Origin of the sequence: Streptomyces sp. NPDC047917 (assembly GCF_043204345.1) — a bacterium.
Lineage (GTDB): Bacteria > Actinomycetota > Actinomycetes > Streptomycetales > Streptomycetaceae > Streptomyces > Streptomyces sanglieri.
Map to the genome: position 1 here is coordinate 222,784 of NZ_JBIDCA010000014.1, position 26,517 is coordinate 249,300.

Consider the following 26,517-nt stretch of genomic DNA (forward strand, 5'->3'; position numbering starts at 1 on the left):
CCCGCTAACCGCCCCCACCCTGCGGTATCGGACCCGGGTCGGGCGGCGGGGGGCCGGGGCGCCGGCGGGGGGGGGGGGGGCCGCCGGGCCCCCCCCCCCCCCCGCGGGGGGGGGGGGCGGACCCGTCGCTACACCTTGCGGTACCCGTACGCCTCCGACGCCGCGGCCTCCACCGCCGCGATGTCGCCGCCCGCCGACGCGGTGACCACGGCCGCCACGGCACCCTCCACGAACGGCGCGTCCACCAGCCGCGAGCCGTCCGGCAGTTCGTCGCCCTCGGCCAGCATCGACTTGACCGTGAGCACCGCACTGCCCAGATCGACCAGCAGCGCGACGCCCGCGCCGGAGTCCACCGACCTGGCGGCCTCGGCGATCAGCTCCGCGCTCGTCCCGAGACCACCCGCCGGGGTGCCACCGGCGGCGGCCACCGGCGCCGTGGCGCCGCCCGCCGCGAGCCCCCGGGCCAGCTCGGCCACGGACTCGGCCACCGGGCCGCTGTGCGAGACCAGCACGATCCCGACCTGACGCGCGTCGCTCATGCGCCGTCCCCGTCCGCCGCCGCGGTGTCGGCCAGCGCGGCGATCAGCAGGGCCGAGGACGTCGCCCCGGGGTCCTGATGGCCGATGCTGCGCTCACCCAGGTAACTCGCCCTGCCCTTGCGGGCCTGCATCGGCACCGTCGCCAGCGCCCCCGCCTCGGCCGCCTCCCGGGCCGCCGTGAACGAGGTGCCGACCGCCTCGGCGGCCGGCAGCAGCGCGTCGAGCATCGTCTTGTCCCCGGCCTGCGCCCCACCGAGCTGCGCCACGGCCGCGACACCCACCCCGAGCGCCTCCGCAAACTGCTGCGGTGACACTGCGGGCGCATCGCCCAGGGCCTTTCCCGTACGGCGCAGCAGCGTCCCGTACAACGGGCCCGACGCACCTCCGACCGTCGAGATCAGCTGCCTTCCGGCCAGGATCAGTACGGCCCCCGGAGTCTGCGGCGGCTCCTCGCCGAGGACCGCGGTCACCGCCGCGAACCCGCGCTCCATGTTGCTGCCGTGATCGGCGTCCCCGATCGCGGAGTCGAGGTCGGTGAGGTGGCCCGCCTCACGGCTCACCAGAGCCGCGACCGCGGTCATCCAACGGTGGAAGAAGTCGGCGTCGAGCACATGATCTCCTTGTCGCTCAGCATGACGGGGTGCGGTACCGGCGGATCAGCGGCCCCAGCGCAGCGCCGGGGTCTCCACCGGCGCGTCCCAGAGTCGCAGCAGTTCCTCGTCCACCTGGCAGACCGTCACCGAACAGCCCGCCATGTCGAGCGAGGTCACGTAGTTCCCCACGAGCGTACGAGCCGCGACGACGCCCCGCTCGGACAGCACCCGCTGGACCTCGGCACCGAACCCGTACAGCTCCAGCAGCGGAGTCGCGCCCATGCCGTTGACCAGCACGATCACCGGTCCGGTCGGCCGCAGGTCGTCCAGCACCGCGTGCACGGCGAAGTCCGCGATCTCCCGCGAGGTCATCATGGGCCGGCGCTCCCGCCCCGGCTCGCCGTGAATACCGATCCCCAGCTCCAGCTCACCGGGCGGCAGATCGAACGTGGGGGAGCCCTTGGCCGGTGTGGTGACGGCGCCGAGAGCCACCCCGAAACTCCGCGAGGCCTCGTTCACCTGCCGGGCGACGGCCTCCACCCGTTCCAGCGGGGCGCCCTCCTCGGCCGCGGCCCCGGCGATCTTCTCGACGAACAGGGTGGCGCCCGTGCCCCGGCGCCCCGCAGTGAAGAGACTGTCGGTCACGGCCACGTCGTCGTTGACCAGTACCTGGGCGACCCGGACACCCTCGTCCTCGGCGAGCTCCGCGGCCATCTCGAAGTTCAGCACGTCGCCCGTGTAGTTCTTGACGACGAACAGCACCCCCGCCCCGCTGTCGACCGCGGCGGCGGCCCGCACCATCTGGTCCGGCACGGGCGAGGTGAACACCTCTCCGGGGCAGGCCGCGGAGAGCATCCCGGGCCCGACGAACCCCGCGTGCAGCGGCTCGTGCCCGGATCCGCCGCCGGAGACGAGCGCCACCTTCCCGGCCACGGGCGCGTCACGCCGTACGACGACCCGGTTCTCGACATCCACGGTCAGCTCGGGGTGGGCGGCGGCGATACCGCGCAGTGCGTCCGCGACAACGGTTTCGGGGACGTTGATCAGCATCCTCATGGGTACCTCCGGGTGAGGCTGGCAGATGGGCGAATGACCTGTGTCTTTGCAGGTCAGAGTGCACTTGTTCAGTTATTGATCTTGGTGGTCCGTGGTGGTGGGGGGTGGATCCTGACGGTACTGATGCCGACCCGATGCCGAGTTTACTGATGGTCCGTCAAGTGATTGTGGCGTGTCGGACGTATGACTGTTGGAGTGCCGCTGTCGGCAGTATCGACCTTGCGGGAGCGAAGGTCACGTGCGCTACCGCTTCAGGGGCTGCGCCGGATGCGGTTGTGCTGTCCGGGGCCCTGCGTGCTGCGTACTTCGGGGCTCCGATTGGGCCTCCGGAAAAGTGGAAGGCCGGCCAGCGGCATCTGGCTGCGAGGAGGGCGTCACCCGTCCCGGCATCGCGGACCTCATGAAGGAGGCGGGGCTCACCCACGGCGGCTTCTACAAGCACTTCGCCTCCCGCGACGAGCTGATCGCCCAGGCCTCGGAGCTGGCCCTGACCGAGGGCACCGCGAACATGGAGCAGGCCGCACACAAGAACGAGGAGGCGCCGCGGTCCGGTGTCATCGACGCCTATCTCGCCGAGCGGCACCGCGAATCACCGGGCACAGGCTGCGCCCTGGTCACCCTCAGCGTCATGGTCGGCGCCATGCTGATGGCCCGCGCGACGGCCGACCGCGACCTCTCCGACGAGCTGCTGAAGACGGTCGCCAACCAGCTCGAACGGCGTACGCCGGGAAGTCCGGCCACTGCCGGCTGACGTACGGATCCGCCCGACGCAGCACTAACCTCTCGGAGGAGCAGCCGAAGCTGCTGAGCCGTGAACTGATCAGCTTCTTCAAGGGCCGGACAGACGCACGAGGGCGCGGGCGGAGTTGATGAGCAACCTCATCGTCAGTCAAGGCCGCTCCACGTCCGTGCGGCGGCTGGGCGGCCGTCGGTCTCCTATCCGTGCACGGCGTCGTGACCGTCCGGTTGAGAGAGCCCCATCTGCTCGGCCCGTTCGGCGAGTGTGCGGGCGGCTTGTTGTGCGCCGAGCGAACGAAGTTACCCCGTTCCAGCGGCGTATCAGAGCACGCCCCGGCCCGCCTCCCGGACAGGACGCGGCCCGGCTCCGCTCCAGGCTCATCCCGGCTTCCACCAGCCCTTACCAAGCCGAGAGCGGGGCCCTGGGGAACCACTGCGGTCTCGTTCAAGCCCTTGGAGCTCGCAGGTGTTGGCGTCGGGCCAGTTCCTCGTCGTCGACCAGGGTGAGCATGGGCTGACCGGGTGCACACAACATGGTGACGAGGAATCGGCTCCAGGAGTCCGTCCGGTTGTTGCCGTCCTGGTAGTGGATGACATCGCCTCCCGGCTCCCAGAACGTCTCCCCGGCCCTGATCACCCGCTCGGGCTCGCCTTCCAGCTCGAAGAGCATCTCCCCCTCCAGCATGTAGCCGAAGGCGGGTCCCGAGTGCCGGTGGGGAGGGGTGCCGGGATCACCGGGAGGGAATTCGACCAGGACCGTCATCGCCTCCGCCCCTTCCGGAACGAACGGCGGTTTTACCGACTGCAGCGTGGTGAGCGCTGTCTTCCACGCCTCCGAGCGTGGCCGGCTTCCGGCGCCGCCCGCCGTCGGTTCATTGTTCGCCATGGGTGAGGCCTCCTGCGATAGGCGGGCTGGGTCAGGAGAGCCAGTCCGTGCAGTGTGTGGGGGCGATACGGGCGTCGCCGTTGGTGGTGAGAACGTCGCCGCTGACGGCGGTGAACATGCCAGCGGTGCCGTCAGTGATGACAGTGCGACCGGAGGATGACGGCGTGCCCGACTCCGCCTTTCTGGCCGGCAGCCAACAGGTTCTCCATCGAGGTCCGGGAGAACGCGAGGGAGGCGTCGTCGAACGTCGGGGAATTCGTCAGATTGACGATGACGATGACGATGACGTCGGCGTCGGACACTGCCTCCTCCACGCCCTGCCCGGTGATCACATCGACGCCCGTGGACATGGGATGCGGCGCGGCCTCGTGCCCTGCCGCGTTCAGCTTCTTCACGACCTGCGATCCGATGGGGCCTGTACCGCCGATCACTGAGAACTCTCATCGGTCACCTTTCGTCGCATAGCGCTGGGTTATGCCAAAGCCTGCGACGGCTCGGTTCCCGGCGCACGTGGAGCGTGCCCAGTCGGCCGTTGCCCCGAGACGTACCCGTGCTGCTGAGCTCCGAGGTGGCGCACCAGGTGGTGCTCCGGCTCGGCAGCGGTCTGCCACCGCAAGGTCAGCCAGGCCGCACGAGTCGCACGGGCCGTAGCAGCCGAAGCGGTCCGGCTCGATCGAACATACGATGGTCGGGAGCGTGCTCGGGCAGCTCGTCGTACCGGCCGTCGGGAGCGCGCAGGGCGGAGGAGCATGGCACAGGCCACCGACGCAACACGGACCGTCATCCTGACAGTGGACGACGATCCGGGAGTCTCCCGCGCCATCGCCCGCGACCTGCGGCGCCACTACGGCGACGGCTACCGGATCGTACGCGCCGAGTCCGGCGAGTCCGCGCTGGAGGCACTGCGCGAGCTGAAGCTGCGCGGGGACCTGGTGGCCGTGATTCTCGCCGACTACCGGATGCCGCAGATGAACGGCATCGAGTTCCTCGAACAGGCCCTCGGCGTGTACCCGGGGGCGCGGCGCGTGCTGCTGACCGCCTACGCCGACACCGACGCCGCCATCGACGCGATCAACGTCGTCGACCTCGACCACTATCTCCTCAAGCCTTGGGACCCGCCCGAGGAGAAGCTCTACCCGGTCCTGGACGATCTCCTCACGGCCTGGCGGTCCAGCGACTACCGGCCGGTGCCCGCCACCAAGGTGGTCGGGCACCGCTGGTCCGCCCCCTCCTCGCGGGCGCGAGAATTCCTCGCCCGCAACCAGGTGCCGTACCGCTGGTACTCCTCCGACGAACCGGAGGGACAGAGGCTTCTGGCGGCGTCCGGGGCCGACGGCCGACGGCTCCCCCTGGTGATCACGCCGGACGGTACCGCGCTGATCGAGCCGGAGCCGACCGAACTGGCCGCGCACGTGGGGCTCGCGACCACGCCGACCGCCGCGTTCTACGACCTCGTCATCATCGGTGGCGGCCCGGCCGGACTCGGCTCGGCGGTGTACGGGGCCTCCGAGGGGCTGCGGACCGTACTGGTCGAGCGGTCGGCGACCGGCGGACAGGCCGGTCAGAGTTCCCGCATCGAGAACTACCTCGGCATCGCGGACGGGGTGTCCGGTGCGCAGCTGACCGATCGTGCCCGCCGCCAGGCGAGCCGCTTCGGTGCCGAGATCCTCACCGCTCGGGAGGTCAAGGGGCTGGAGGTGAACGGTCCGGCGCGCGTCGTGCGCTTCGCCGACGGCTCGGCGGTCGCCGCGCACCGCGTCATCCTGGCGACCGGTGTGTCGTACCGGCAGCTGGGGGCGCCGGGATGCGACGAGCTGACCGGCCGCGGGGTGTACTACGGCTCGTCCCTCACCGAGGCGTCGTCCTGTGAGGGCCAGGACGTGTATGTCGTCGGCGGCGCGAATTCCGCCGGGCAGGCGGCGGTGTTCCTGGCGCGGGGCGCGAAGTCGGTGACCATGTTGGTGCGCGGGGAGTCTCTGACGGCGTCGATGTCGTACTACCCGATCCAGCCGATCGAGGAGGACCCGAACATCACCGTGCGGCCCCGGACCGTCGTCGAGGAGGCGCACGGCGAGGAGCACCTGGAACGGCTGATTCTGCGGGATACGGTGACCGGCGCCACCGAAGTCGCCGCCTGCCGAATGGGCACTGGACCGGCCGCCCTACTACCTGGAGACCAGCGTTCCTGGTGTGTTCGTGGCGGGTGACGCACGCGCCCGGTCCGCGAAGCGCGTCGCGTCCGCCGTAGGAGAGGGAGCCATGGCCGTGATGCTTGTCCACCGCTTCCTGGAGCAGTCATGAACGCACAGGTCATGGCCTGCGACCCGCACGAGATCGGCTCGCTGTTCCTCTTCGAGAAGCTCTCCCCGGAGCAGCTCGGACGGCTGTGCTCCGAGGGACGGATGGAACGGTTCGAACCCGGCCCGGTGTACACCGAGGGCGACCCGGCGACCTGCTTCTACGTGATGGTCGAGGGAACCGTCGTAATGTCCCGCCGGGTCGGCGGCGACGATGTGGAGGTCAGCCGGACCTCGCAGCGCGGCGTGTACGCGGGGGCCATGCAGGCGTATCTGGGCGACCAGGTCCCGCAGACGTACGTCAACTCCATGCGGGTGACCGAACCCAGCCGGTTCTTCGTACTGCCCGCACAGTCGCTCGCGGACGTCATGCGGGAGTGGTTCCCGATGCCGACGCATCTGCTGGAGGGACTCTGCTTCGGCTCCAAGAACACCCAGCGGGCCATTGGCCAGCGGGAACGCCTGCTGGCGCTCGGATCGTTGTCCGCCGGACTCACCCACGAGCTCAACAATCCGGCCGCGGCCGCCGTCCGCGCCACCGCGGCGCTGCGTGAGCGGGTCGGCAGGATGCGGAACAAACTGGCGGTCATCGCCCAGGGCCGCTACTCCCGAGAGGCCCTCGCCGAGCTCATCGAGATCCGGGAACGCACCGCGGAACGCGTCGCCAAGGCACCGGTACTGACCCCTCTGGAGGCCTCTGACCGGGAGGACGAGCTCACCGAATGGCTGGAGTATCACGGCATCCCGGAGGGCTGGCGGATCGCGCCGGTCTTCGTCCAGGCCGGGCTGGACACGGGCTGGCTGGACCAGGTTGCGGCGACCGTGGGCGAAGGCATCCTGCCGGGAGCGATCGGCCGGCTCAACCACACGGTCGAGACCGAGCTGCTGACGGACGAGATCGACGACTCCACCGCCCGTATCCCCCACCTGGTGGACGCGGCCAAGCAGTACGCGCAGCTCGACCGCACCCCTCACCGGCACGTCGACGTTCACGAACTCCTCGACAGCACACTGCTGATGCTGTCCGGCGAAATCGGCCCTCGGGTGAGGGTGGTCAAGGACTACGACCGCTCCCTCCCCGAAATACCCGCCTACCCGGCGGAACTCAACCAGGTGTGGACCAACCTCATCGACAACGCGGTGGCCGCCATCGGCAGCACGGGCCACGACGGCACCCTGACGGTCCGCACGGCCAGGGAGGGCGACCGACTGCTCGTGGAGTTCCACGACACCGGCCCCGGCATCCCCGAGGACATCCGCAGCCGCATCTTCGACCCCTTCTTCACCACCAAGGCCGTCGGGGAGGGCACCGGCCTCGGCCTCGACATCTGCTGGCGGATCGTCGTCAACAAGCACCACGGCAGCCTCCAGGTCGAATCCGTACCGGGCGACACGCGATTCCACGTGCTGCTGCCGCTGACCGCCCCCGAGACCAAGTCCGAAAACACAACCACCGAGGAGCCCGAATGACCGACATAGACGGCATCGCGGCGAGCGTCCCGCCCAGCAGTACCGGCTGCACGGACTGCGACGCAGCGGGAGGCTGGTGGTTCCATCTCCGGCGCTGCGCGCAGTGCGGCCACATCGGCTGCTGCGACTCGTCACCGGCCCAGCACGCCACCGCCCACTGGAAGTCCTCCGGGCATCTTTTGGTGCAGAGCTTCGAGCCGGGTGAGGAGTGGTACTGGAACTACGCCACCGACGTCCTGTACGAGTCCGGACCCGAACTGGCCCCGCCGTCCAGCCACCCGGACGACCAGCCCACCCCGGGACCGGCCGACCGTGTCCCGCAGAACTGGCCGGACCTGCTCCATCCCTGAGAACCAACAGAGGAATGACTAAGATAGACACATATACGCCCATCTGTGGCTTGAACAGGGGTGCAGGCTCTACTGGTCACCCAACAGCTCGATCGCAGCGCAACACTCTCCAGCCAGCTGTGCTCGTCACCATGCGTTACTCGGACCCCAGGGAGCATTCCCATGGCTGCTCAGACCGCATCAATCGTCCTTGAGCCCGAAGCACAGGCCATTGCCGACGCAACCTCGCAACACCCGTTCCTGTACGAGCTGGAACCCACCGCGGCACGCAAGGTTCTCGACGACCTCCAGGCTGCACCGGTCGACAAGCTGCCCGTCGACGAGGAGTGGGTCACCGTTCCCGCCTCCGTGGGAGACGTACGGGTCCGCATCGTCAAGCCGCGGGGCGTCACCGGAACGCTGCCTGTCGTGCTGTACATGCATGGTGGTGGCTGGGTACTCGGCAATGCCGGCACGCACGACCGCCTGGTGCGCGAGTTGGCGGTCGGCGCCCGTGCGGCGGTGGCATTCGTGGAGTACACACCGTCGCCCGAGGCGCACTACCCCGTGGCCATCGAGCAGGGCTACGCCACCGCGCAGTGGATCGGCCGCGAGGGCGCGTCCAAGGGGCTGGACGCACAGCGCATGGCAGTGGCCGGGGAATCGGTCGGCGGAAACATGACGGCCGCACTCGCCCTCATGGCCAAGGAACGCGGTGACGTCACGTTCGTACAGCAGTCGATGTACTACCCCGTCACGGACGCGGCCATGAACACCGATTCCTACGACCAGTTCGCCACTGGCTACTACCTGAGCCGCAAGCTGATGGAGTGGTTCTGGGACGCGTACACGACCGACCCGGACCAGCGCGCGGAGATCACCGCATCTCCCAACCGCGCCGCCATCGACCAGCTCACCGGCCTGCCGCCCGCCCTGCTGATCGTCGACGAGGCCGACGTGCTCCGCGACGAGGGCGAGGCATACGCCGCCAAGCTCCGAGCAGCCGGCGTGCCGGTGACCACCGTGCGCTACGACGGCACGGTCCACGACTTCATGATGCTCAACTCGCTGAGCCAGTCCCAAGCCGCTCGCGGAGCCATCGACCAGGCCACGGCGTTCCTGCGAAACGCCCTCGGAACAGCCCAGGTCTAGGTAGTGCTGCGTCAGATCCTGGTTCTGCATGTCGGTAGGTGGCGGCCGCAGATGGTGCAGGTGGCCGGTTCAGCACCTCACCCCCACGGCGATTGGTTCACGAACTGCTGCAAGGCCTGCACGCCCGGCAGTCGCGCGGTCATCGGCAGGGCCCAGGGACGGTGTCGCGGCGCAGCGGCGACGTGGATGCCGCTTAGTCTCGGCCCGTACAGTGATCAGCCACGCAAGGGAACGCCATGGACCTTCAGCTCGCGGACAAGGTCGTCGTCGTCACCGGGGCGAGCAAGGGCATCGGCCTCGCCATCGCTGATGCGTTCTGCCGCTCAGGCGCACACGTCGTTGCCGGCAGCCGGAGCAGCACGCCTGAACTTGAGGCACTCCATGAGAAGTACGGCCTCACCGCGGTCCCGGTCGACCTGTCCACCCAAGAGGGACCGGACACGCTCGTCCAGGTCGCGGTGGACCAGTACAACAGGGTCGACATCCTGGTGAACAACCTGGGTACCGCGACGTCCCGTCCGAGCTTCCTGGACATCGACGACGTCGAGTGGCAACGGATCTTCAACATGACCCTGTTCAGCGCGGTCCGGACCAGCCGCGCGGCGCTTCCTCACCTGCTGGACGCAGGCAAGGGGGCCATCGTCAACATCAGCTCCATCAACGCGCGCCTGCCCTTCCCCGCGGTCGTGGACTACTCGGCGGCCAAAGCCGGGCTGACCAGCCTGACCAAGTCACTGTCCGAGGAGTTCGCACCGCGCGGCGTCCGGGTCAACGCGATCGCCCCGGGCCCGGTCCGCACCCCCTTCTGGACCGCACCGGGTGGCTTTGCCGATGCCACGGCGGCCCAGGCCGGCACCACCGCCCAGGAGGCCATGGACGTGGTCATTCCGCAGAGCATGGGCATCTCCACGGGGCGGGTCACAGAAGCCCACGAAGTCGCCGACCTGACCATCTTCCTCGCCTCACCCGTCGCCGACAACATCACAGGAGCCGAGTTCACCATCGACGGCGGCCAAGTCAAGACGGTCTGATCGCCTGCCCCACTGCGTCTCGCCCCGGCCGCCGAGCAGCCGGGAACGTCGATCCACGGCGGACACGCGCCCAGAGGTGACAACCTGCACCTCGGACACGCGATGTTCCCTTCCGCGTTCGCCGCCCTGCACGCCCGGCCTCCCGCGACCGGTGCCGGGCCCCTGGCCCACCGCGCTCCGCTCTCGCCGGGAGGTGTTTGTGTGAAGCAGTCCAGCCGCGTGCAGGCGAGCCGTGCGCGGTTCTGGGCGCGGTGGACGGTGCCCCGCGGCGGTGCGGTTACGGTGTTCAGCTCCGTCCAGTTGCCCGGGCGGCTGAGGCCATCACCTGCGCAACTGGACGGAGCTTCCTGCCGGGCGCCACCCACGGCGGCGGCCATGTGGAGGGGGCCGGGTCTACTTGGCCAACTGCTGGAGGAAGGCCGTGAAGTCCGCGTCGGACCAGTGATCGATGATCTTGTAGTCCTTCACCCGGTCGACGGTGGTTGCGGTGAACGAGGCGTAGCGGCCACTCGGCGGTATGCCGAGGAACTGTGCGGTGTGATGGCCGCCCAGCACCCAACGGGTGGCGACCTTGTCGCCTTCGGCGAGCTGGTCGAGGACGGTGATGGCGAGGTCGTCGAAGGCGGCCACGATCTTGCTGTCCATCTCCAGCCAGGACTGCCGGTCGAAGCCGGGAACGTGCATGACGGCGTCGGGGTGGATGTAGCGGTCCCAGGATGTCTGCAGGTCGCGCAGGCGGTAGCTCTCGTAGAAGGCCTTCACGATGAGCTCGGGGCTGGAGTCGGTCGCTGCGGTGGCGGGGATGGCGGACGTGAGTGCGAGGGTGCTGCCGACGAGTGCGCCGCCGACCACGGTGCGTCGGCTGATGGGCTTGTTCATCGTGGTGCTCCTGGTGGACTCGGAGGGGATCGCCTGAGCTCTTATGGGCGTGGGGCGGGGCTGGTGGCGGAGTGTCAGGCATCCTCGCCGCGGAGGATCTGAAGAAAGCGGCCGAAGTTTCCCTCCGACCAGTGCTCGACCGACTGGCCGCCCACAATGCGGTCGATGGAGATGCCGCTGAGGTGGACCTCGCGGCGTGACGGCGGGATGCCCAGGATCGTTCCGGTGTGGATGCCGCCCAGGCTCCAGCGGGTGACGACCTTGGGGCCCTCGGTGATTTGGTCGAACATGTCCAGGCGGTATCCGGTCAGCGACGCCTTGAGCTCAAGGTCGCCTGCCACCCAGGCCGAACGCTCGTTGGGCCCGTCGAATCCATGGAGCACGAGGTCTTTGGAGATGTACCGCTCGAATCCGGCGGCCAGGTCCCCGTTGTAGCTGGCGTAGAACGCCGCCGCGACCTGCCGTGGCGAGTGCGGGGAGCTCCGGCGATCGGGGGTGGCGTGGGCCGGAGCGGCGGTGGCGAGTGCCGCTCCGGCGCCGAGGCCGGCAAGGGTTCCGATCATTCCGCGCCTGCTGGGGGCGGTTGTGGTGGAGGCGGGGGCGTCGGTGGGCTTGCTGCTGGTCATCTGGACTCCTGATGGATGAGGCGTTGCTGGTGGCGCATGGCGGGTCAGCGGGCGCGGAGGGGAGCGAGGGCGTTGGTCCAGGCGATGACCTGGTCGAGCGTGGTGGCGAGGGTGTCGCGCTGGATGGCGAGGGGCTTGAAGTCGGTGAAGTTCTCGAAGTCGTTGAACAGGGAGAGGGCAACTTGAGAGCGCACGTCGGCCATCTGGAGCTCACCGGCGATCAGACGCAGGTGCTCGACGGCACGCGTGCCTCCGGCCGAGCCGTAGCTCACGAATCCGACCGCCTTGTTGATCCACTCGGCGTGCAGGAAGTCGATGGCGTTCTTGAGGGCGCCGGGCACCGAGCGGTTGTACTCGGGCGTGACGATCACGAAGCCGTCGAACGACGCGATCTTCTGCGCCCAGGCGCGGGTGTGCGGCTGGGCGTACTGGCCCATGGCCGGCGGGAGGGCCTCGTCGAGCAGCGGCAGCTCGTAGTCGGCCAGGTCGACGAGTTCGAACTCGGCGTCGCTGCGCTGGGCGGTGTTCTCGTACACCCAGCGTGCGACGGCCTCGCCGTTACGTCCGGGGCGGGTGCTTCCGAGGATGATGCCGATCTTGGTCATGGAGATTCCGTCCGTCCGGATGCGGAGCAACCAACACATACTTGCTCTGTCAAGTAACTACTTGACGGGGCAAGTACATCCCCAACTCCTTGACTCGTCAAGGAGTTGGGGGTGTGGTGCGGGGATCCGGAACCCGATCGCGCCTTGATCGACCTATCTCCTTGACGAGTCAAGGGGATAGGGTGAGTCCATGTCTTCCGCCCAGCAGCAACCCCTCACCGCGAGCGAGGAGGCCTTCGTACGGGAACTGAGCCGCGTCATGCAGGAGCTGCCCCGAGCGGTCGACGCCGACATCCTGCGCGAAGCCGAACTGCCACTGTCCGAGTACACGCCCCTGATGCACCTGTCCGAAGCCCCGGACCAGGCAATGCGCATGAGCGAACTCGCCGCCGCCTGCAGCCTCTCCCTAAGCGGAATGACCCGTGTGGTCACCCGGCTGGAGAAACAGGGCTGGGTCGAGCGCACAAAATGCTCCCAGGACGGTCGCGGCTGGAACGCCGCCCTGACCGGGCTCGGCCTGCAACGCCTCGAAAGGGCCTGGCCCGCGTTCCTGGTCAGCGTGCGCCACCACCTCGTCGACCACTTTGCCGGCCACGACCTCACACGACTCACCGCCGCACTCCAGCGCGTGGCAGCCACCACCGAACCCCATTGACACAGATGCACGGTCGTCGCAGCGACACAGCCGCTCTTGGCGCGGCCGACCCAGCGTCACTGCACCCCGGACACTCGTGAGGCGGCCTGACCGCTGAACGGGGCGTTTTCGCCCAGGGGGTACGCCATGGTGCATCTCATGGCGACGTCGGGATGATGGGCCGTCGGGCGGCGGCTGCCGGCGTCGGCCGGCAGTCGGCGCACTGCGGCGGTCGTGTGGCCATGGCCCATGCGCCCTCGCGCAGGATGTGGGCGAGGCGGCCGGTTCTGTCCGTGGTGCGGAGTCGGACCATGCCGATGAGGTTGCCGTCGAGGTCGACGCCGAGCCGGTGCAGGAGGTAAGGGTTCGCACAGCTGCCGGCCCTGGCCTCTCACACACCTACGGCCCTACACCTCCAACAGCGAGCGAACCACGGCCCGGCCGGCTTCCCCCACGCCTGAGGCCACCGCAGTCACACCGCGCTCGACGGAAACCCGCCCATCAGCCGTCAACAACCCTGCCGGTCAATACGGCTGTCCGCCCGACGCGGCCACCACAGCATCATCTGGTCGGCGACCGTGTGCAGCTCCTCGCGTGGCGCACCCGAGGCGGCCTGGATGGAGAGTCCTTGGACGACGGTGACCAGGAGTCGTGCGAGGGCCGAGGGGTCGGAGCCGGGAGGCAGGTCGCCAGCGTTGGCGAAGGACTGGAGCCGGTCGGTCAGGGCCTTCACCCCGTTCTCCCGGAGTGCGGTGAGGTATTTCTGCACCGAGACCGAGCGAGGGTTCACAGCGAGCGCGCTCTGTGTGACCAGGCAGCCGTGCGGGGTGTCGTCGCCGGCGACGGCCTCCACGGCGGAATGCAGGAACGTGCGCGCAAGCGCCTCGGTCGTCCGCTGATCGAGGGCGGCCTGCATATAGGCCCCGGGACCGGCCATATAGCGTTCGACGACCTTCTGGAAGAGGGTCTCCTTGTCTCCGAACGCCGCGTAGACGCTGGGGGCGCTCATCCCCATGGCCGCCGTGAGGTCGGACATCGCGGTGCCCTCGTAGCCCTGGGTCCAGAAGGTCAGCATCGCGACGTTCAGCGCCACCTCGGGATCGTAACTGCGAGGCCGACCACCCGGCATGACCTTCCCTGCCCTTCTTCGACCGTGAGCGACTCGGTCACCCGTCGAAACGGGCATCTCCTGCAGCCTACTGCCGTGTTGACACTCCGGTATGGGCGGGGAATAGTTTCTTAACGATCGCTAGGATACTGCTGCTCGGCAACGAGGAGAACCATGAGCCTGATCGATCCCTACGCGACCGACCCCCGGTACACCAAGCGAAGCGCGCTCTACATGCCGTCCGGGGAAGGGGAGACCTCCTGGGTTTTCGCCGACACCTACACCCTCAAGGCCGGCGCACGGGAGACCAGCGGGACACTGACGTTCCTGGAAGCAACGGTGCCGCCCGAAGGCGGACCCGAACCGCACGTCCACAACGATCACGATGAGGCGTTCTACGTGATCTCCGGGGAGCTCGAGTTCCTCAACGGCGACGAGACCGTGACCGCCGGTGCCGGCGGATTCTTCTTCGTCCCGCGAGGCACTCGGCACCGCTTCCGCAACCGTGGCTACCACGCGGCCAAGATGATCTTCTTCTTCACCCCGGGCGGCATTGAGGAACTCCTCCTGGCCGGTGCCACACCGGCCGAGCCGGGGGTAGCCCCACCGATCAGGGAGCTCAGCATTGGGGAGCCCCCGACGGAACTGATGGAACGCTATGCCACGGAGGTTCTACCCGACCCCAGCTAGAACCACTGTGAGGTGCCTGGGCCGCCTGCGCGACTCGATCCCGCACAGCCTGGGCGGCCCCGGCTCCGTCGGCGTCGCCCAGGCCAACAGGGCGCCTTCGTGCATCGACGATTCAGAACCCACAGGAAAGCCCGCATGCCCACCGCGCCCACAGCACCCGAATCCCTCGACCATGACTTCGCCCATGTCAACGGAGTGCGTCTGCACTACGTGAGCAGCGGTTCGGGCGAACCGCTCGTGCTGCTCCCGGGCTGGCCCCGCACCTGGTGGCAGTACCGCACGATGATCCCGCTGCTCGCGCGGCACTTTCGGGTGATCGTCTGCGAATACCGGGGAATGGGCGAGTCCCAGAAGCCTGCATCGGGGTACGGCAAAGCCACCATGGCACGCGATGTCCACGAACTCGTCCGGCACTTGGGCTACGAGCGGGTCAACATCGCCGGCGAGGACGTCGGCTCCTGGATCGCTTACTTCTTCGCCGCCCAACACCCCGAGAGCACCGCCGGATTGGCGATGTGGGAGCCGGGAGCACCCACGAGCGAGCTGGCGGATCTTCCCGCTCTGCCCGCGCAGGACGGGCTCAATCCTTGGCATCTGGGCTTCGACCAGCTCGACGGTCTACCCGAGCGACTGCTCGCAGGCCGCTGCCGGACCATCGTCGACTGGTCCGTCGATCAGCTCACCGTCGCCCCCGAGGCCATCGACGAGCAGAGCCGGCCACTTCCTCTCGGAGGAGCAGCCACAGCTACTGAGCCGCGAACTGATCAGCTTCTTCAAGGGCCGGACAGTCGCGTCGCTCAGCAGTCACGCCTGATGATCTCGTTCCCTTCGACCGTTCGCAGCCGCTCGGCGGATACTCAGGCGAAGCGGCTCGGGGATCCGGGACCGCGGGGACCCGCCGCTCCGACCTGGGCACCACAGACTCCCGCCGCCGCCCCACGAAAGGGATTGGACCTCGGGCGGGGCGATACTGATCGTGAGAGTCGCCCCGCCGCCGGGCCGGCCAAGAACACGGGTCCGGCCGGTGGGGAGGCACCTTTGTCGATGTCTACGAGGGGAGCCGTTCATGACCACGGCGAAGGACCTGTTCATCATCGCAATGGACCAGAAGCATTCCGTGGGGCAGGGCGATCTGTCCCTCGCGCTCGCGGGAGCCGAGCTGATCGATCTCATCGGTGCGGGGGCGGTCGCCGTGGACGGCGACCGCATCGTGCCGGGTGGGCCACAGACGCTGGATGATCGGTTCATGGGTGAGGCTGCGGCAGGGCTCACCCGGCAGGCGCCCCACGAGCGGATCGAGGACTGGCTGTGGCGCCGGGGTCGAGACCTCTCGGCCGCGTATCAGGCCGCCCTGGAGGAGAACGGTGAGCTGAAACCGCAGCGAAGCGGCCGGTTGCCCTTCGGCTCGGAACGCGTGGAACCGGTCGACACGGCCGCGCGCCGCCGCGCAACCGACCGCTGGGAAGAGAAGGAACCCGTCCTGGCCGCCCTCGCCTCGGTCGTGGACATCGACGACGAACGATCCGACGACGAGACCGGCCTCGATGACGAGGCGGTGACGACCGTGGTGGCCGCCGTCCACGACGCGGTGATGGAGCTGGAGGCCGTACGCCAGAGGCGGGCCATCGAGAACGCCGCCTTCGCCAACCTCTGGCGCGGGCCGTGAGCCGAGCCCACCTTCAAGGGCGCGATCGGGCTTTCCAGGGCCTGCGCCCGGCGGGCCTGCGGCCCCTGCGCGACAAAGACGCCGCCGACGACGAATGAATGGCCGACGGCGGGAACCGGTCAGTACGGACTATGGCAGTTCGGGTTGGTACAGCCGTGGTGGCCGACGCCGGCGTGTGGTCCGGCCCAGGTCGCGCAGGCGAAGGCCACCGTAGGTTGCGGCCGTCCTGCTGCAGGGCGCTGGTTGCAGGCCGAATCGTCCGCCGTGTCAGGGCACGGTGATGACGATCTTGCCGCGCGCGTGGCCGGTGGCGCTGACGTCATGAGCTGTGGCGGCTTCCTTCAGCGGGAACACGGCGTGCAGCGGGACGGTGAGGCGACCGCGGTCGGCTAGGTCGGCAGCCAGCGGCAGTCCTGCCCAGCCCGGCGACTCTCCCGCTTCGGAGCGGGAGAACCGCACTCCGTGCCGGCCGGCGTCGAAGTCGGCAATGGTCACCACACGGTGCGGGTCGCCGGCTATGGCCACCAGTTCGGCAAGAGAGCCCTTACCGGCTGCGTCCAGCACCACATCGACGCCGCGCGGAGCCAGCGGGGCAAGGCGATTGGCCAGCCCGGCTCCGTAAGCGACTGGCGTGATGCCGAGACGGTCGAGGAAGCGGTGGTTGCCTTCGCTCGCGGTGCCGATCACGGTGAGGCCGCGGGCCTGGGCGAGTTGCGCGGTGATGGTGCCGACGCCTCCGGCGGCGCCCTCGATAAGCAACGTCATGCCCTCGGAGACTTCCAGGGCCTCCAGTACGCGCGTGGCCGTGTCGATGTTGCCGGCGGCGCCGCCCGCTTCTTCGAAGGACCACGAGCGCGGCTTGGGCGCCCATGCCTCCAGCACGGCGTACTGGGCCGCGGCACCTCCCTGATCCACGAAGGGGACGAGGCCGAAGACCGCGTCGCCCGCGGCGGTGCCGGTCACCCCGTCTCCCACCTCGTCGACGATTCCCGCGGCATCCATGCCGGGTATGTGGGGGAAGTCCACGGTGGCGATGTCCCGCAGCGTCCCTGAGCGCAGGTACCAGTCAGCAGGGGTGACGCCGGTGGCACGCACCGTGATGCGGACCTGACCCGGCCCGGCATGCGGCTCTTCGACCTCCTCGACACGAAGCACCTCGGAACCGCCATAGCGGTGGTACTGCACAGCAAACACGGAAAACCTCCGTACACATGGCACGTCGTTCAGCAGCAGAACCCGCAGCCGCTCACCTCTGCGGCAGAGAGCTGACCGCGGGGCACCGCGGCACCAGGTCACGCTAACCCGCTAAACGGTCGCCCCCTTCCGTTTGTGATTAAGTGGGAGACATGCCTGGCCAACCGTCTCGGAACACGCCCCCCTCCGCCTCCGGCCCGCCCACCCCTGGGCAGAGAGCCGACGCCCGGCACAACCGCGCCCGGCTCCTCCAAGCCGCCCGCGAGGCATACGCCCTCAACGGCACCGACGTGTCTTCCAGCGCAATCGCCCGCAGAGCGGGCGTGGGTGCCGCCACCCTCTACCGGCACTTCCCGACGCGCGGCTCGCTGATCACCGCCGCGTTCTCCGAACAACTCAGCCAGTGCGTCGCAGCCCTCGACGAGGCCCTTCAGGACGACGATCCCTGGCACGGACTTCGCGACGTCCTCACCAAGGTGTGCATGATGCAGGCCCAGGACCGCGGGTTCAGCGCCGCGTTCCTCTCCCAATTTCCCGATGCGCCCGACGTCCATCGTGAGCGTGCCCGCGCCGAGGCAGGCCTCGCCCAGTTGGTACAGCGTGCGAAGAGCACCGGACAGCTGCGCAAGGACTTCGACCCCAGCGACGTCACCCTCCTGCTCATGGCCAACAACGGCGTCGTGGGAGAGTCCCCAGCGGCCTCCATGGCCGCAACCCGCCGCCTGCTCGCCTACTTCCTCCAGTCCTGCCCGCCGACGGACGGCACACCCCTGCCCCAGCCCGCGCCACTCCGCCTTGACGACCTCTACAAGCCACCGCATCGAACGGGGTGACCGCCGGCGCCAGCCCGGGGCACGCGCCCCTGCCATCGCAGTCCGATCTCCATGACCCGAAGACCAACAAGGCGTATGCCGAACTCGCCACCCACTATGGGGCACTGGTGAATCCGGCCCGAGCGGCCAGGCCCAGGGACAAGCCGCTGGCCGATGGCGGTATTCGAGGCCGTCGAAGCCGAGACCCTGCTGCCTCTACCCGCCCACTCCGCTCGTCCTGGCTCGCTGGTCGGCGGCGATGTCCGGGCCGGACGTCCACATCAAGGTCGGCCACACCCTCTACTCGGTGCCCTGGAAACTGATCGGCCGACGGGTTGACGTCTGCACCATCGCCACGATGGTGCAGGTCTTCCACGACGGCGACCTGGTCAAGATCCACGCTGCCCTTGGCCAGGGCAAACGTACCGACAAGAGCGGCTTCCCGCCGGAGAAGACCGCCTTCCAGATGCGCACGCCGATCTGGTGCCGGACCCAGGCATCTGAGGTCGGGGACGCCTGCCGGCCCCTGGTTGACCAACTGCTGGAGGTCAACGCGCTCCATCGACGCCGTCCTCCAGTCCATAGCCGCCGCGCTGACGGTGAACGACAGCAGCCTCGGAACGGGAGTGCGCCTGCACCGCCTGTTCCGCCGGGCGGGCCTGTCCGCGCCCGGTCTGTCGGCGACGACACCGATGGGCGGCGCCGAACACGACACGGTCCTTCCTCTCGTTGCCCAGACCTGTCGCGCGCGGTCCCAGGCAGCCCTGCCCGGCAACGCCGACGTTGCCGACCGACCACGCCCAGGGCGGCAGGGTCCACGGAGAAATCGTCGCTGGGCGAGTGGACGGTGTAGCCGCATCGGGAGTAGCAGGCCCCAGGCAGCGGTCGGCCTCGTACGAGCCGTCCAGCAGCAGGTAGCCCAGTTGACGGCAGTCCTGCCAGGGGCGCCTGAGCAGCGTGGCGGCGACGCCCCGGCCGCGCGTGCTCGGCCACCGACAGGCCGTGGACCTTGGCGATGAACAGGCTCAGGGCCATCGCCTTCGGCTGAATGAAGCCCTGGGGGGCCTTGTCGATGACGCTGCCCCGGGCGGTGGCGGACAAGCACGCCGACGGTGCGATCCTGCTCGCCGGTGGCCACCAGCGCCGGGGCGACGGTGGCCAACGCCTCGTTCATGGGACGTCGGCGCAGGCGATCGAGGCGGCGTCGTAGTACGCCCTCGTGTTCGAGGCACCGAGGCCGACGAGCATGCCGGAGGCGGGTGTGCCGTCCTCGACGGCGGCACGCGCAGGACGATCCTCACCTGGTCGCCGGTGGTTACCATCAGCGCGTCGGCCGCTCGACATCCTGCGGCCGGGGCGTTCACGCCGCAGACGGCGCCGTGGGCGTCGGCACCGTCCTCCACCCGGACAGCCAAGAGCAGTGCCCGTCGCACTCTCGCGCCTGCGGTGCTGCCCGGGAGGGTGTAAGCAGGAAATATGTGCTTGTGGCAGCGGTTCGCACATCGTCCCCGCTCACAGCAGGCCGGTAACGCTCTGCTGGTGCTCCCGCTGGGTCTGATCGTGGCGATCGTGCTGACCGACGTGCTGAGCCCCGGTTTGCCGATGGGGCCGTCGCTGCTGATCGTGGCGCCCGCGCTGACCGCGTCCTTCGCCTCCACCCTCACCACCGGGGCGATCGCTGCCCTGGCGGTGGCGGGCATGGTTGTCATCGGCCTTCAGGAAGGCCACCTGGTGGGCGGCACGATGGAATTCGGCTCGCAGATCATCGCCCTGCTGGTGGTCTCGGTGATCGTGACGGTCTTCCGCTATCTGCAGGAGCGGCACGCCCGTGAGCTGGAGCTGGTGCGGACGGTGGCGGAGGCCACACAGCGGGTGGTGCTGCGGCCCCTGCCGCGCCGGATCGGTCCGCTGCGGGTGGGATCGGTATATCTGGCGGCGCAGGAGCAGGCCCTGCTCGGCGGCGACCTCTACGCGACTGTCCGCACCCCCACGGGCACCCGGCTGATCATCGGGGACGTGATGGGCAAGGGCCTGACCGCGATCAGCGACGCCGCCCTCCTGCTGGGCGCCTTCCGGGAGGGCGCGCACCGCCAGGCCGGTCTGTCCGACCTCGCGGCCTACCTCGACCACAGCGTGTGCTGGAACCTGGCCGACCCCTCCGAGGCGGAGAAGGCCGGCGAGTGCTTCATCACCGCCGCGATCCTCGACATCCCCGACGAGCTGCCGCAGGTGGACATGGTCACCTGCGGGCATCCGCCCCCCTTGCTGCTGCACGGTCAGAGGGTCTCCACCTTGCATGCCACCTGCCCCGCCCCGCCGCTGGGCCTGGGTGAATTGACCGGCCACCGCTACCACGTCGACACCTTCACGTTCGGGCCCGGAGACATACTGCTGCTGCACACCGACGGGGTGATAGAGGCCCGGGACGCCCGGGGCGTTTTCTACCCGCTGTCCGAACGCGCCGCCTCCTGGGTACACGACAGCCCCTCTGCGCTGGTCCACCACCTGCGCGTCGATCTCATTGCACACGCCGGCGGACACCTGGCCGATGATGCCGCAGTGATCGCTGTCCAGCGCAGCCGACGGCCGGCGCCCACCGAGACGGCCGAGAGCGCGCCCCTCCCCGGCCCACCGGCAGGGGCGACCGGGCACCCGACCTTGAAGCGGGCGTCGTTGCCGTCGCTGGCGGCCGTGACGGTGTCCAACACCCAGCAGATGTCCGGCCCCTGGGCTGCCGGGCCGGGAGGGGCCCAACTATGACCGGCCGGTCCGGCGGCCCCGGGTGGCCGGGCAGGCTCCGGGGTTGCCGGCCGGGGTGGCGTGGTGCGGGGCCACCGGGGAAGGCCGTCGCGCCACGCTGGTCCATCGGGTCGGGCAAGGGTGGCGGCTCACGAGCATGTTCCACTTCTGGCCGGTCACGACACGCCCTAGGACGACTGCCCTTCGCTGATGTCGATGTCGCCATTACGCGTCTGCACGTTCACGCTGTGGCTGCTCGTGCTGTCGTCCGCGACATCCACGGTGACGTCCCCCTTCTTCGCCGCCGTACGGACCGCGTATGCAGATGCGGGCAGGCCGAGTTGAACGTTGCCGTCCTGGCTCCGCACATCGACACGATCGGGTACGGAGGTGAGGTCGAGGTCGGTGTCGCCGTTTCGCGAGACGACGCTCACAGACTTCGCGGAGATCCCGTCGCCGTGCACGGTTCCGTCGCGTCCTTCCAGGTGGAGGGCGGCGCCGCCGAGGTTCGACACCTGCACGTCGCTGTTGCCGTACTCGGCCGTGACCGCGACATCGCGCGGCACCTTCACGGTGTACTTCGCATTGCAGTTGACGGAAACACCATCACAATCCACCGAGAGTGTGAGAATCCCGCCCTCGAACTGCCATCCGGCAGCTATCTCACCGCCGATTTTCGTGCCGCTGACCCGGCGTTCCACTTCGATGTCGTCGACGTCGGAGGCGATGAGGTCGAGGTCGGCGGAGTCCGACTTGACGGTCAGGCTGTCGCCGCTGAAGGCGAAGGACTTCGATTCAGGAGTGGTATTCGCCTGGTCGACATCCGGGTCGCAGGCGGTTGCTGCGAGAGCGAGGAAGGCGACCGCGCCGAGGGTAATGATCGTGCGTGTCCGGCTGTTGTTCATTGTTTCCGTTCCTTAGTGGTTCAGTTGCATGCTCGGTTGTCGTCCCGCTTCGGTTCAGGAGCGCAGGGCCCGGGCCGGGACGGTGCGGGAGACACGGGCGGCCTGGAGTGCCAGGGCGAGGCAGGTCGTCAAGAGCGTCACGGCGGCAAGTGCGCCGAGCATCTTCCACGGGAGGCCGTCGAGCACCTGGCCCACGCCGACCTTGGCTCCCACGGCGATGGTGGTACTCGCCACCGCCAGGAAGACCGCGCTGAAGATGATCGCCGTGCCTGCGTAGATCACGCCCTCATAGACCGTGGACCGCGTGGTGACGCCCGGCCGCGCGCCGGCGACGGCAACGACCGCGGAATCGCGTGTGCGCTCCCGCCCGACCAGGGCAATCACCGCCAGGCCACCGGACCAGGACACGACGAAGACCCAGCCCAGAACGGTCATGACATCGCCCAGCCCTGCGGTACTTCCGGGCATGACGTTGCCCATCGTCATGAACAGCGCGATGAACGACAGGGAGAGCGCGAAGGGCAGCACCGTGGTGACGCTTCGGGCCGCGCGCGTTCGGCACGACTGCACGGCGAGGTGCCAGGCGACGCCACGCGACGGGACGAGGGCGGTCCAGAGTTTCATCAGAGGTGTGAGCACCCACGGCCCCATCAGCAGCAACAGGCAGATGAGGAAGAGGTTTCCGGCGAAGGCGAAGGCGGTCCGCTGTTCGATGCCACCTTCAAGTTCGAGGCCGAGGCCGGGAATCCACATCCCGAGCACACCGGCGAGCAGGCAGAGGGCGAGAATGCTCCGCGCGACACCGGGCCGCGCCGGCGGATCGGAGTGGTCCCGGAAGGCGCGCATCTCCGGCGTCCTGGCGGCTCGGCGTGTGACGCCCCAGCCGCCGAGCAGGCACGGGACCACTCCGGCCAGCAGGCTCGCGCCGATGTGCCAGAGCTGGAGTCCGGCGGTGGCTCCGTGCAGGTCGAGTCCCGTCGCCGTCCACTGCGAGAGGGCGATGTTCGCGACGAAGGGGGCCAACGGTACGGTCAGCGCGCCGGCCACGGTGCCGAGGACCACCAGCTCGGCGCGGAGAACGGACCTGACGCGGTGGCGCGGGATCCCGAGGATCACCCACAGGGCGTGTTCGCGTCGCTGGGTCGTCAAGGTCAGACCGACGGTCGAGGCGACGACACCCACGGCGGCCAGCACGGTGAAGAAGACGATGTTGCCGCCGAGCGCGATCGACGCGGAGACCATCCGTGCGTCGCCCGCCGTCCGCGCCGCCGAGACGGCGGTGAACATGGCGATGACCGAGCCCGCCGAGCAGGCCGCGCCGACGACCGCACACGCGAGCGTCCACACCCACATCGACGCCTGCATGCGGACGTCCGACAGGACGAGCCGCAACATGCCGCTCACGCCGCCGCCTCGTTCGCGTCGTCCTTCGACTGCGCCGCGAGGACGGCATCGCTCACCGTGTGCGGGTCGCCGCCGGAGATGACGGCGTGCACCCGCCCGGACCCCATCACCACGACCTGGTCGGCACGCGCGGCCGCATGCGGGTCGTGCGTGACCATGACCACCGTCGATCCTTGTGCGGGCAGTGCCTGCAGCCAATCGAGTACGACGTGACCGGACTTGAGATCGAGCGCGCCGGTCGGCTCGTCGGCGAAGACGATCCGTGGCTGATTCGCGAGAACCCTGGCCACGGCCACGCGCTGGCGTTCGCCTCCGGAGAGCCGGTCAGGGCGCCGCCTGGCGTGCTGGGCGATACCGAGCCGCGACATGGCCTCGCGGACCCGTGACTTGGGCACCCGGTGGCCGGCGAGTCTCGACGGCAGACAGATATTGTCCTCGACCGTGAGCGAGCTGACGAGGTTGTACTCCTGGAAGACAAAACCGATGTTCTCGCTGCGGAACGCGGCCTGCTTGCGTGGGCCGAGCGACAGCACATCCGTTCCGAGAATCTCGATGGAACCTGCGGTCACTCGCTCCAGCCCGGCCATGCAGAGCAGGAGCGTCGACTTTCCCGATCCGGAGGGTCCGACGATCGCGGTCAGCCGGTCCTCAGGAATGTTCAGATCGATATCGTGCAGTACACGTGTCATTTCTCTTTTACGGCCGGGAATGGAGAAGTCCATACGGAGGCCGCGCATACGGATGCACGGTGCGGAAATGGGGGCTGCGATAGGCATATGAAAATGTTAGGCGGCGATTAACACGCTCCGCACGGGTGTCAGCACTACTCCGAGGTAGACCTGGGTCTACCTTCTCGAAATCCGCCGTATGCCATAGTTCTGGCCATGTCGCAGATTCGTGTCGCCCGAAGGGTGCTGACAGAAATCATCGCAGCACTGGCCCTCCCGATTCTGCTGCTCTCCCTTCTTGTTGCACCGGCCTCGGCGGCCGTGCTGACGGAGTTGGACCGCTCCAGAGCGCGGTGGTGCGGCGTCGGCACGATGCCGCTGCGGCCCGCGGACCAGAGCTGGGCGCAGTGGGTGGCGCGCCAGCTGCGATCGCGGTCGATATGGCGTACCGCCCTCCCGGTCTTCGTCGCCGCCACGCTCCTTTCCACGCTGTCACTGGTGGTGGAATTCTTCGGGTTCATCGGTGCCGCCGCGCTGGTTTTCTCTCCCGTTTTCTGGCCGTTCGGTATCGCCGTACAGGTCGGCCCTTTCACTCCGGAATCGCTTACGGAATCCTTTCTGGCGATGCCCGCAGGGGTGCTTCTGGGTGCGGTCACCACAGGTCTTCTGACCGGAATTTCCCTTCTCCGGGACCTCGCCCTGCGCACATTCTCCAGAAGCCGGGACCCGGACTTGCTCGCGAAGCTGGAGGAACTCCGTACCAGCCGGGCCTCGTTGACAACGGCCTTCGAATCCGAGCGCCGGCGCATCGAACGTGATCTGCACGACGGCGCTCAACAGAAGCTGGTCGCCGTCGTGATGCGCCTCGGGATGCTGGAGGCCGCAGCCTCGGCGAGCGGCGAGGAACGCATCGTGGAACTGGCACGTCAGGCACAGGCCCAGGCCGAGCATGCTCTGGAACGGCTCCGGGAAACAGTGCGCGAGATCCACCCTCGCGAATTGAGCGACCTCGGCCTCGTCGCCGCCGTCCGCGAGCTGGCCGCGCGATCACCGCTGCGGGTCGAGCTGAACAGCACCGGAGATGACGCCCAGTTGTCGTCGCCGACTGCAACAGCGGCCTATTTCACGGTCTCCGAGGCGCTCTCGAATATTACGAAGCATGCGGGCGTGGGCAGCGCTCGGATCGACCTGCAGTGCAATTCGATTGGCGTACGTGTCTGCGTGCGTGACGACGGTGCGGGCGGCGCGGAAATCGACGCGGGTTCAGGACTTGCCGGACTGCGCGAGCGGATGCGAAGCATCGGTGGAGAGCTTGAGATCCGAAGCCCTGCGGATGGCGGCGGAACCGAAGTCATAGCATCCGCTCCCGGCCAACCCGCATGGGAATGAAGTGAATGAAGACGAACAGGTCGGGCAGAGGCCATGAGAATTGTCCTGGCAGATGACAACATGCTGATTCGTGCCGGAATCCGGGAAATCCTGACCTCCCACTCTCACGAGGTGATCGTTGAATGTGAGGACGCCACCGAACTGGTCACCGCCATCGACGAGTTCGCGCGTTCCGGGGCCGTACCAGACCTGTTGATCACCGATGTCCGCATGCCCCCTGGTAACACCGACGACGGACTCCGCGCCGCCATCGACCTGCGATCACACCATCGGGATCTGCCGGTCCTCGTCCTGTCCGCCTATGTCACCGGACCGTACGTCCAAGAGCTGTTGAACGATCCGGGCGCGGACGGGGCCGTCGGTTGCCTGCTCAAGGAAAACGCCGGCAGAATCGTCGACTTCCTGCGCGTACTCGATACGGTTTCCGGTGGCGGCGTCGTGATCGCCCCGGAAGTCGTCCGCTACGTCACACACGCGGACGCGCCCCAGGGCCCGCTCGCCCGGCTCACCGACCGCGAACGCGAGGTGCTCGCCCTCGTGGCGGAAGGGCGCTCCAACGCGGAAATCGCATCAGCGCTGTTTCTTTCCGGAGTGTCCGTGAGTAAACACGTGGCCAATGTGTTCGTGAAACTCGGAATGCCCCGAACGAAGACAACCGCCGCGTCAAGGCCATTCTGACCTGGTTCGAGTACAACTACTGAGCCTCGATCCACCGCGTGATTTGTGATCTTCGGTTTCGGGCGAGCCCGGGGGATTCGCCGTGGTGCGGGCAGCCATGATCGTCGGGTGGCCGTCCGGGGCGGGTTCTCCGAGGTCTTTCCTGGTCGTGGGCGGGTGGGACGGCTCGTCGGTCAGGTGAGCATGCGCCGGCCGCTGGCGGTCCACGAACACCCTCACTTCGTAACCGAGGAACATCTCATGGCAGGTTTCTGGCGCATCTGGGCCAGTCCCAGCAGCACCAACTCTCTCTCACCACACCGGGGTTGGGGGGGGGGGGGGGGGGGCCCCCCCCCCCCCCCCCCCCGGGGCCCCCCCCCCCCCGGGGGGGGCGGGGCGGGGCGGGGGGGGGGGGGGGGGGGGGGGGGGGGGGGGGGGGGGGGGGGTGGT

The 26,517-nt window shown here is 68.7% G+C and carries 26 protein-coding genes and 4 pseudogenes; 17 read left to right on the top strand and 13 right to left on the bottom strand.

Going from position 1 to position 26,517, the window contains the following annotated elements:
* Positions 1–128 precede the first annotated feature (128 nt).
* From ACGF8B_RS32130 to dhaK, 3 genes are read right to left on the bottom strand one after another with little or no spacing between them, the layout of a single operon-like run.
* The gene (locus ACGF8B_RS32130; protein WP_342284660.1) at positions 129–539 is read right to left on the bottom strand and encodes a PTS fructose transporter subunit IIA; all 411 of its coding nucleotides are present in this window, start codon (positions 537–539) and stop codon (positions 129–131) included.
* Positions 536–1,150 carry a dihydroxyacetone kinase subunit DhaL gene (gene dhaL, locus ACGF8B_RS32135; protein WP_392745555.1) on the bottom strand — a complete coding sequence of 205 codons (615 nt, stop codon included), beginning with the start codon at positions 1,148–1,150 and terminating at the stop codon, positions 536–538. The genes ACGF8B_RS32130 and dhaL overlap by 4 nt, the downstream gene beginning before the upstream one ends.
* 45 nt (positions 1,151–1,195) lie before the next feature.
* Positions 1,196–2,188 carry a dihydroxyacetone kinase subunit DhaK gene (gene dhaK / locus ACGF8B_RS32140; protein WP_392745556.1) on the bottom strand — a complete coding sequence of 331 codons (993 nt, stop codon included), beginning with the start codon at positions 2,186–2,188 and terminating at the stop codon, positions 1,196–1,198.
* Positions 2,189–2,522: 334 nt separating this feature from the next.
* Between dhaK and ACGF8B_RS32145 the strand changes: the two genes are divergently transcribed.
* On the top strand, positions 2,523–2,939 hold the full coding sequence (locus ACGF8B_RS32145; RefSeq protein ID WP_392745558.1) for a TetR/AcrR family transcriptional regulator: 417 nt from the start codon (positions 2,523–2,525) through the stop codon (positions 2,937–2,939).
* Positions 2,940–3,371: 432 nt separating this feature from the next.
* Here ACGF8B_RS32145 and ACGF8B_RS32150 read toward each other — a convergent pair whose 3' ends face one another.
* A complete protein-coding gene (locus ACGF8B_RS32150; RefSeq protein WP_392745559.1) occupies positions 3,372–3,812 on the bottom strand; it encodes a cupin domain-containing protein in 441 nt (146 codons plus the stop codon).
* Between the two features lie 152 nt (positions 3,813–3,964).
* A pseudogene (locus ACGF8B_RS32155) lies at positions 3,965–4,243 on the bottom strand (LysR family transcriptional regulator); the annotation flags it as partial.
* A 318-nt stretch (positions 4,244–4,561) separates the two neighbouring features.
* On the opposite strand from ACGF8B_RS32155, the pseudogene ACGF8B_RS32160 reads away from it, so the two are divergent.
* The 6 genes and pseudogenes from ACGF8B_RS32160 to ACGF8B_RS32185 form a co-directional block, all read left to right on the top strand.
* Positions 4,562–6,113 (top strand): annotated as a pseudogene (locus ACGF8B_RS32160) (FAD-dependent oxidoreductase).
* Positions 6,110–7,579 carry an ATP-binding protein gene (locus tag ACGF8B_RS32165; protein WP_392745561.1) on the top strand — a complete coding sequence of 490 codons (1,470 nt, stop codon included), beginning with the start codon at positions 6,110–6,112 and terminating at the stop codon, positions 7,577–7,579. Before ACGF8B_RS32160 ends, ACGF8B_RS32165 begins: the two are co-directional and overlap by 4 nt.
* Positions 7,576–7,929 (top strand): UBP-type zinc finger domain-containing protein, encoded by a 354-nt coding sequence (locus tag ACGF8B_RS32170; protein WP_392745563.1) that lies wholly within the window; start codon positions 7,576–7,578, stop codon positions 7,927–7,929. Before ACGF8B_RS32165 ends, ACGF8B_RS32170 begins: the two co-directional genes overlap by 4 nt.
* Before the next feature lie 162 nt (positions 7,930–8,091).
* Positions 8,092–9,060 carry an alpha/beta hydrolase gene (locus ACGF8B_RS32175; RefSeq protein ID WP_392745564.1) on the top strand — a complete coding sequence of 323 codons (969 nt, stop codon included), beginning with the start codon at positions 8,092–8,094 and terminating at the stop codon, positions 9,058–9,060.
* Between the two features lie 236 nt (positions 9,061–9,296).
* Complete coding sequence (locus tag ACGF8B_RS32180) at positions 9,297–10,091, top strand: SDR family NAD(P)-dependent oxidoreductase (protein WP_392745566.1); 795 nt, start codon at positions 9,297–9,299, stop codon at positions 10,089–10,091.
* 18 nt (positions 10,092–10,109) lie between these two features.
* Positions 10,110–10,258, top strand: a pseudogene (locus ACGF8B_RS32185) (IS110 family transposase); the annotation flags it as partial.
* A 226-nt stretch (positions 10,259–10,484) separates the two neighbouring features.
* Here ACGF8B_RS32185 and ACGF8B_RS32190 read toward each other — a convergent pair.
* The 3 genes from ACGF8B_RS32190 to ACGF8B_RS32200 all read right to left on the bottom strand — a co-directional run bounded on the left by ACGF8B_RS32190 (position 10,485) and on the right by ACGF8B_RS32200 (position 12,201).
* Positions 10,485–10,970, bottom strand: a complete 486-nt coding sequence (locus tag ACGF8B_RS32190) for an ester cyclase (RefSeq protein WP_392745568.1) — start codon at positions 10,968–10,970, stop codon at positions 10,485–10,487.
* Positions 10,971–11,044: 74 nt separating this feature from the next.
* A complete protein-coding gene (locus ACGF8B_RS32195; protein WP_392745570.1) occupies positions 11,045–11,596 on the bottom strand; it encodes an ester cyclase in 552 nt (183 codons plus the stop codon).
* A gap of 44 nt (positions 11,597–11,640) precedes the next feature.
* Positions 11,641–12,201 carry an NADPH-dependent FMN reductase gene (locus tag ACGF8B_RS32200; RefSeq protein WP_392745571.1) on the bottom strand — a complete coding sequence of 187 codons (561 nt, stop codon included), beginning with the start codon at positions 12,199–12,201 and terminating at the stop codon, positions 11,641–11,643.
* 190 nt (positions 12,202–12,391) lie between these two features.
* Between ACGF8B_RS32200 and ACGF8B_RS32205 the strand changes: the two genes are divergently transcribed.
* On the top strand, positions 12,392–12,856 hold the full coding sequence (locus ACGF8B_RS32205) for a MarR family winged helix-turn-helix transcriptional regulator (protein ID WP_392745572.1): 465 nt from the start codon (positions 12,392–12,394) through the stop codon (positions 12,854–12,856).
* Between the two features lie 487 nt (positions 12,857–13,343).
* Here the strand turns inward: ACGF8B_RS32205 and ACGF8B_RS32210 are convergent, their stop codons facing one another.
* Positions 13,344–13,928, bottom strand: coding sequence for a TetR/AcrR family transcriptional regulator (locus tag ACGF8B_RS32210; RefSeq protein ID WP_392745574.1), 585 nt, complete (start codon positions 13,926–13,928; stop codon positions 13,344–13,346).
* A 189-nt stretch (positions 13,929–14,117) separates the two neighbouring features.
* Between ACGF8B_RS32210 and ACGF8B_RS32215 the strand changes: the two genes are divergently transcribed.
* From ACGF8B_RS32215 to ACGF8B_RS32225, 3 genes and pseudogenes are all read left to right on the top strand, one after another.
* Positions 14,118–14,633, top strand: a complete 516-nt coding sequence (locus ACGF8B_RS32215; protein ID WP_392745575.1) for a cupin domain-containing protein — start codon at positions 14,118–14,120, stop codon at positions 14,631–14,633.
* Positions 14,634–14,768: 135 nt separating this feature from the next.
* Positions 14,769–15,311 (top strand): annotated as a pseudogene (locus ACGF8B_RS32220) (alpha/beta fold hydrolase); the annotation flags it as partial.
* Positions 15,312–15,699: 388 nt separating this feature from the next.
* Positions 15,700–16,299 (top strand): GPP34 family phosphoprotein, encoded by a 600-nt coding sequence (locus ACGF8B_RS32225; RefSeq protein WP_392745576.1) that lies wholly within the window; start codon positions 15,700–15,702, stop codon positions 16,297–16,299.
* Positions 16,300–16,566: 267 nt separating this feature from the next.
* Here ACGF8B_RS32225 and ACGF8B_RS32230 read toward each other — a convergent pair whose 3' ends face one another.
* On the bottom strand, positions 16,567–17,493 hold the full coding sequence (locus ACGF8B_RS32230) for an NADP-dependent oxidoreductase (protein WP_392745577.1): 927 nt from the start codon (positions 17,491–17,493) through the stop codon (positions 16,567–16,569).
* A gap of 152 nt (positions 17,494–17,645) precedes the next feature.
* Here ACGF8B_RS32230 and ACGF8B_RS32235 point away from each other — a divergent pair, with 152 nt between their 5' ends.
* The 4 genes from ACGF8B_RS32235 to ACGF8B_RS32250 all read left to right on the top strand — a co-directional run bounded on the left by ACGF8B_RS32235 (position 17,646) and on the right by ACGF8B_RS32250 (position 21,065).
* Entirely contained in the window at positions 17,646–18,326 is a 681-nt protein-coding gene (locus ACGF8B_RS32235; protein WP_392745578.1) for a TetR/AcrR family transcriptional regulator, read from the top strand.
* Positions 18,327–18,564: 238 nt separating this feature from the next.
* Positions 18,565–19,158, top strand: coding sequence for a hypothetical protein (locus tag ACGF8B_RS32240; RefSeq protein ID WP_392745579.1), 594 nt, complete (start codon positions 18,565–18,567; stop codon positions 19,156–19,158).
* A gap of 219 nt (positions 19,159–19,377) precedes the next feature.
* Entirely contained in the window at positions 19,378–19,515 is a 138-nt protein-coding gene (locus tag ACGF8B_RS32245; protein WP_392745580.1) for a hypothetical protein, read from the top strand.
* 329 nt (positions 19,516–19,844) lie between these two features.
* A complete protein-coding gene (locus tag ACGF8B_RS32250; RefSeq protein WP_392745581.1) occupies positions 19,845–21,065 on the top strand; it encodes a PP2C family protein-serine/threonine phosphatase in 1,221 nt (406 codons plus the stop codon).
* A gap of 167 nt (positions 21,066–21,232) precedes the next feature.
* Here the strand turns inward: ACGF8B_RS32250 and ACGF8B_RS32255 are convergent, their stop codons facing one another.
* Genes ACGF8B_RS32255 through ACGF8B_RS32265 form a run of 3 tightly spaced genes read right to left on the bottom strand, consistent with a single transcriptional unit; the run spans position 21,233 to position 24,042 of the window.
* On the bottom strand, positions 21,233–21,949 hold the full coding sequence (locus ACGF8B_RS32255) for a DUF4097 family beta strand repeat-containing protein (RefSeq protein ID WP_392745582.1): 717 nt from the start codon (positions 21,947–21,949) through the stop codon (positions 21,233–21,235).
* A 54-nt stretch (positions 21,950–22,003) separates the two neighbouring features.
* On the bottom strand, positions 22,004–23,344 hold the full coding sequence (locus tag ACGF8B_RS32260) for an FtsX-like permease family protein (protein ID WP_392745685.1): 1,341 nt from the start codon (positions 23,342–23,344) through the stop codon (positions 22,004–22,006).
* A gap of 5 nt (positions 23,345–23,349) precedes the next feature.
* Entirely contained in the window at positions 23,350–24,042 is a 693-nt protein-coding gene (locus ACGF8B_RS32265; protein ID WP_392745583.1) for an ABC transporter ATP-binding protein, read from the bottom strand.
* Positions 24,043–24,237: 195 nt separating this feature from the next.
* Between ACGF8B_RS32265 and ACGF8B_RS32270 the strand changes: the two genes are divergently transcribed.
* Together ACGF8B_RS32270 and ACGF8B_RS32275 are read left to right on the top strand one after the other, a co-directional pair.
* Positions 24,238–25,410 carry a histidine kinase gene (locus tag ACGF8B_RS32270; RefSeq protein ID WP_392745585.1) on the top strand — a complete coding sequence of 391 codons (1,173 nt, stop codon included), beginning with the start codon at positions 24,238–24,240 and terminating at the stop codon, positions 25,408–25,410.
* Between the two features lie 33 nt (positions 25,411–25,443).
* Positions 25,444–26,088 (top strand): response regulator, encoded by a 645-nt coding sequence (locus tag ACGF8B_RS32275; protein ID WP_392745587.1) that lies wholly within the window; start codon positions 25,444–25,446, stop codon positions 26,086–26,088.
* Positions 26,089–26,517 lie beyond the last annotated feature (429 nt).

What these genes read in the sequence shown, in the direction of transcription:
- ACGF8B_RS32130 (WP_342284660.1), bottom strand. Translation starts at nt 539, where the DNA reads ATGAGCGACGCGCGTCAGGTCGGGATCGTGCTGGTCTCGCACAGCGGC.
- dhaK (WP_392745556.1), bottom strand. Translation starts at nt 2,188, where the DNA reads ATGAGGATGCTGATCAACGTCCCCGAAACCGTTGTCGCGGACGCACTG.
- ACGF8B_RS32150 (WP_392745559.1), bottom strand. Translation starts at nt 3,812, where the DNA reads ATGGCGAACAATGAACCGACGGCGGGCGGCGCCGGAAGCCGGCCACGC.
- ACGF8B_RS32165 (WP_392745561.1), top strand. Translation starts at nt 6,110, where the DNA reads ATGAACGCACAGGTCATGGCCTGCGACCCGCACGAGATCGGCTCGCTG.
- ACGF8B_RS32170 (WP_392745563.1), top strand. Translation starts at nt 7,576, where the DNA reads ATGACCGACATAGACGGCATCGCGGCGAGCGTCCCGCCCAGCAGTACC.
- ACGF8B_RS32175 (WP_392745564.1), top strand. Translation starts at nt 8,092, where the DNA reads ATGGCTGCTCAGACCGCATCAATCGTCCTTGAGCCCGAAGCACAGGCC.
- ACGF8B_RS32180 (WP_392745566.1), top strand. Translation starts at nt 9,297, where the DNA reads ATGGACCTTCAGCTCGCGGACAAGGTCGTCGTCGTCACCGGGGCGAGC.
- ACGF8B_RS32190 (WP_392745568.1), bottom strand. Translation starts at nt 10,970, where the DNA reads ATGAACAAGCCCATCAGCCGACGCACCGTGGTCGGCGGCGCACTCGTC.
- ACGF8B_RS32195 (WP_392745570.1), bottom strand. Translation starts at nt 11,596, where the DNA reads ATGACCAGCAGCAAGCCCACCGACGCCCCCGCCTCCACCACAACCGCC.
- ACGF8B_RS32200 (WP_392745571.1), bottom strand. Translation starts at nt 12,201, where the DNA reads ATGACCAAGATCGGCATCATCCTCGGAAGCACCCGCCCCGGACGTAAC.
- ACGF8B_RS32205 (WP_392745572.1), top strand. Translation starts at nt 12,392, where the DNA reads ATGTCTTCCGCCCAGCAGCAACCCCTCACCGCGAGCGAGGAGGCCTTC.
- ACGF8B_RS32215 (WP_392745575.1), top strand. Translation starts at nt 14,118, where the DNA reads ATGAGCCTGATCGATCCCTACGCGACCGACCCCCGGTACACCAAGCGA.
- ACGF8B_RS32225 (WP_392745576.1), top strand. Translation starts at nt 15,700, where the DNA reads ATGACCACGGCGAAGGACCTGTTCATCATCGCAATGGACCAGAAGCAT.
- ACGF8B_RS32235 (WP_392745578.1), top strand. Translation starts at nt 17,646, where the DNA reads ATGCCTGGCCAACCGTCTCGGAACACGCCCCCCTCCGCCTCCGGCCCG.
- ACGF8B_RS32240 (WP_392745579.1), top strand. Translation starts at nt 18,565, where the DNA reads ATGTCCGGGCCGGACGTCCACATCAAGGTCGGCCACACCCTCTACTCG.
- ACGF8B_RS32245 (WP_392745580.1), top strand. Translation starts at nt 19,378, where the DNA reads ATGACGCTGCCCCGGGCGGTGGCGGACAAGCACGCCGACGGTGCGATC.
- ACGF8B_RS32255 (WP_392745582.1), bottom strand. Translation starts at nt 21,949, where the DNA reads ATGAACAACAGCCGGACACGCACGATCATTACCCTCGGCGCGGTCGCC.
- ACGF8B_RS32260 (WP_392745685.1), bottom strand. Translation starts at nt 23,344, where the DNA reads ATGTTGCGGCTCGTCCTGTCGGACGTCCGCATGCAGGCGTCGATGTGG.
- ACGF8B_RS32265 (WP_392745583.1), bottom strand. Translation starts at nt 24,042, where the DNA reads ATGACACGTGTACTGCACGATATCGATCTGAACATTCCTGAGGACCGG.
- ACGF8B_RS32270 (WP_392745585.1), top strand. Translation starts at nt 24,238, where the DNA reads ATGTCGCAGATTCGTGTCGCCCGAAGGGTGCTGACAGAAATCATCGCA.
- ACGF8B_RS32275 (WP_392745587.1), top strand. Translation starts at nt 25,444, where the DNA reads ATGAGAATTGTCCTGGCAGATGACAACATGCTGATTCGTGCCGGAATC.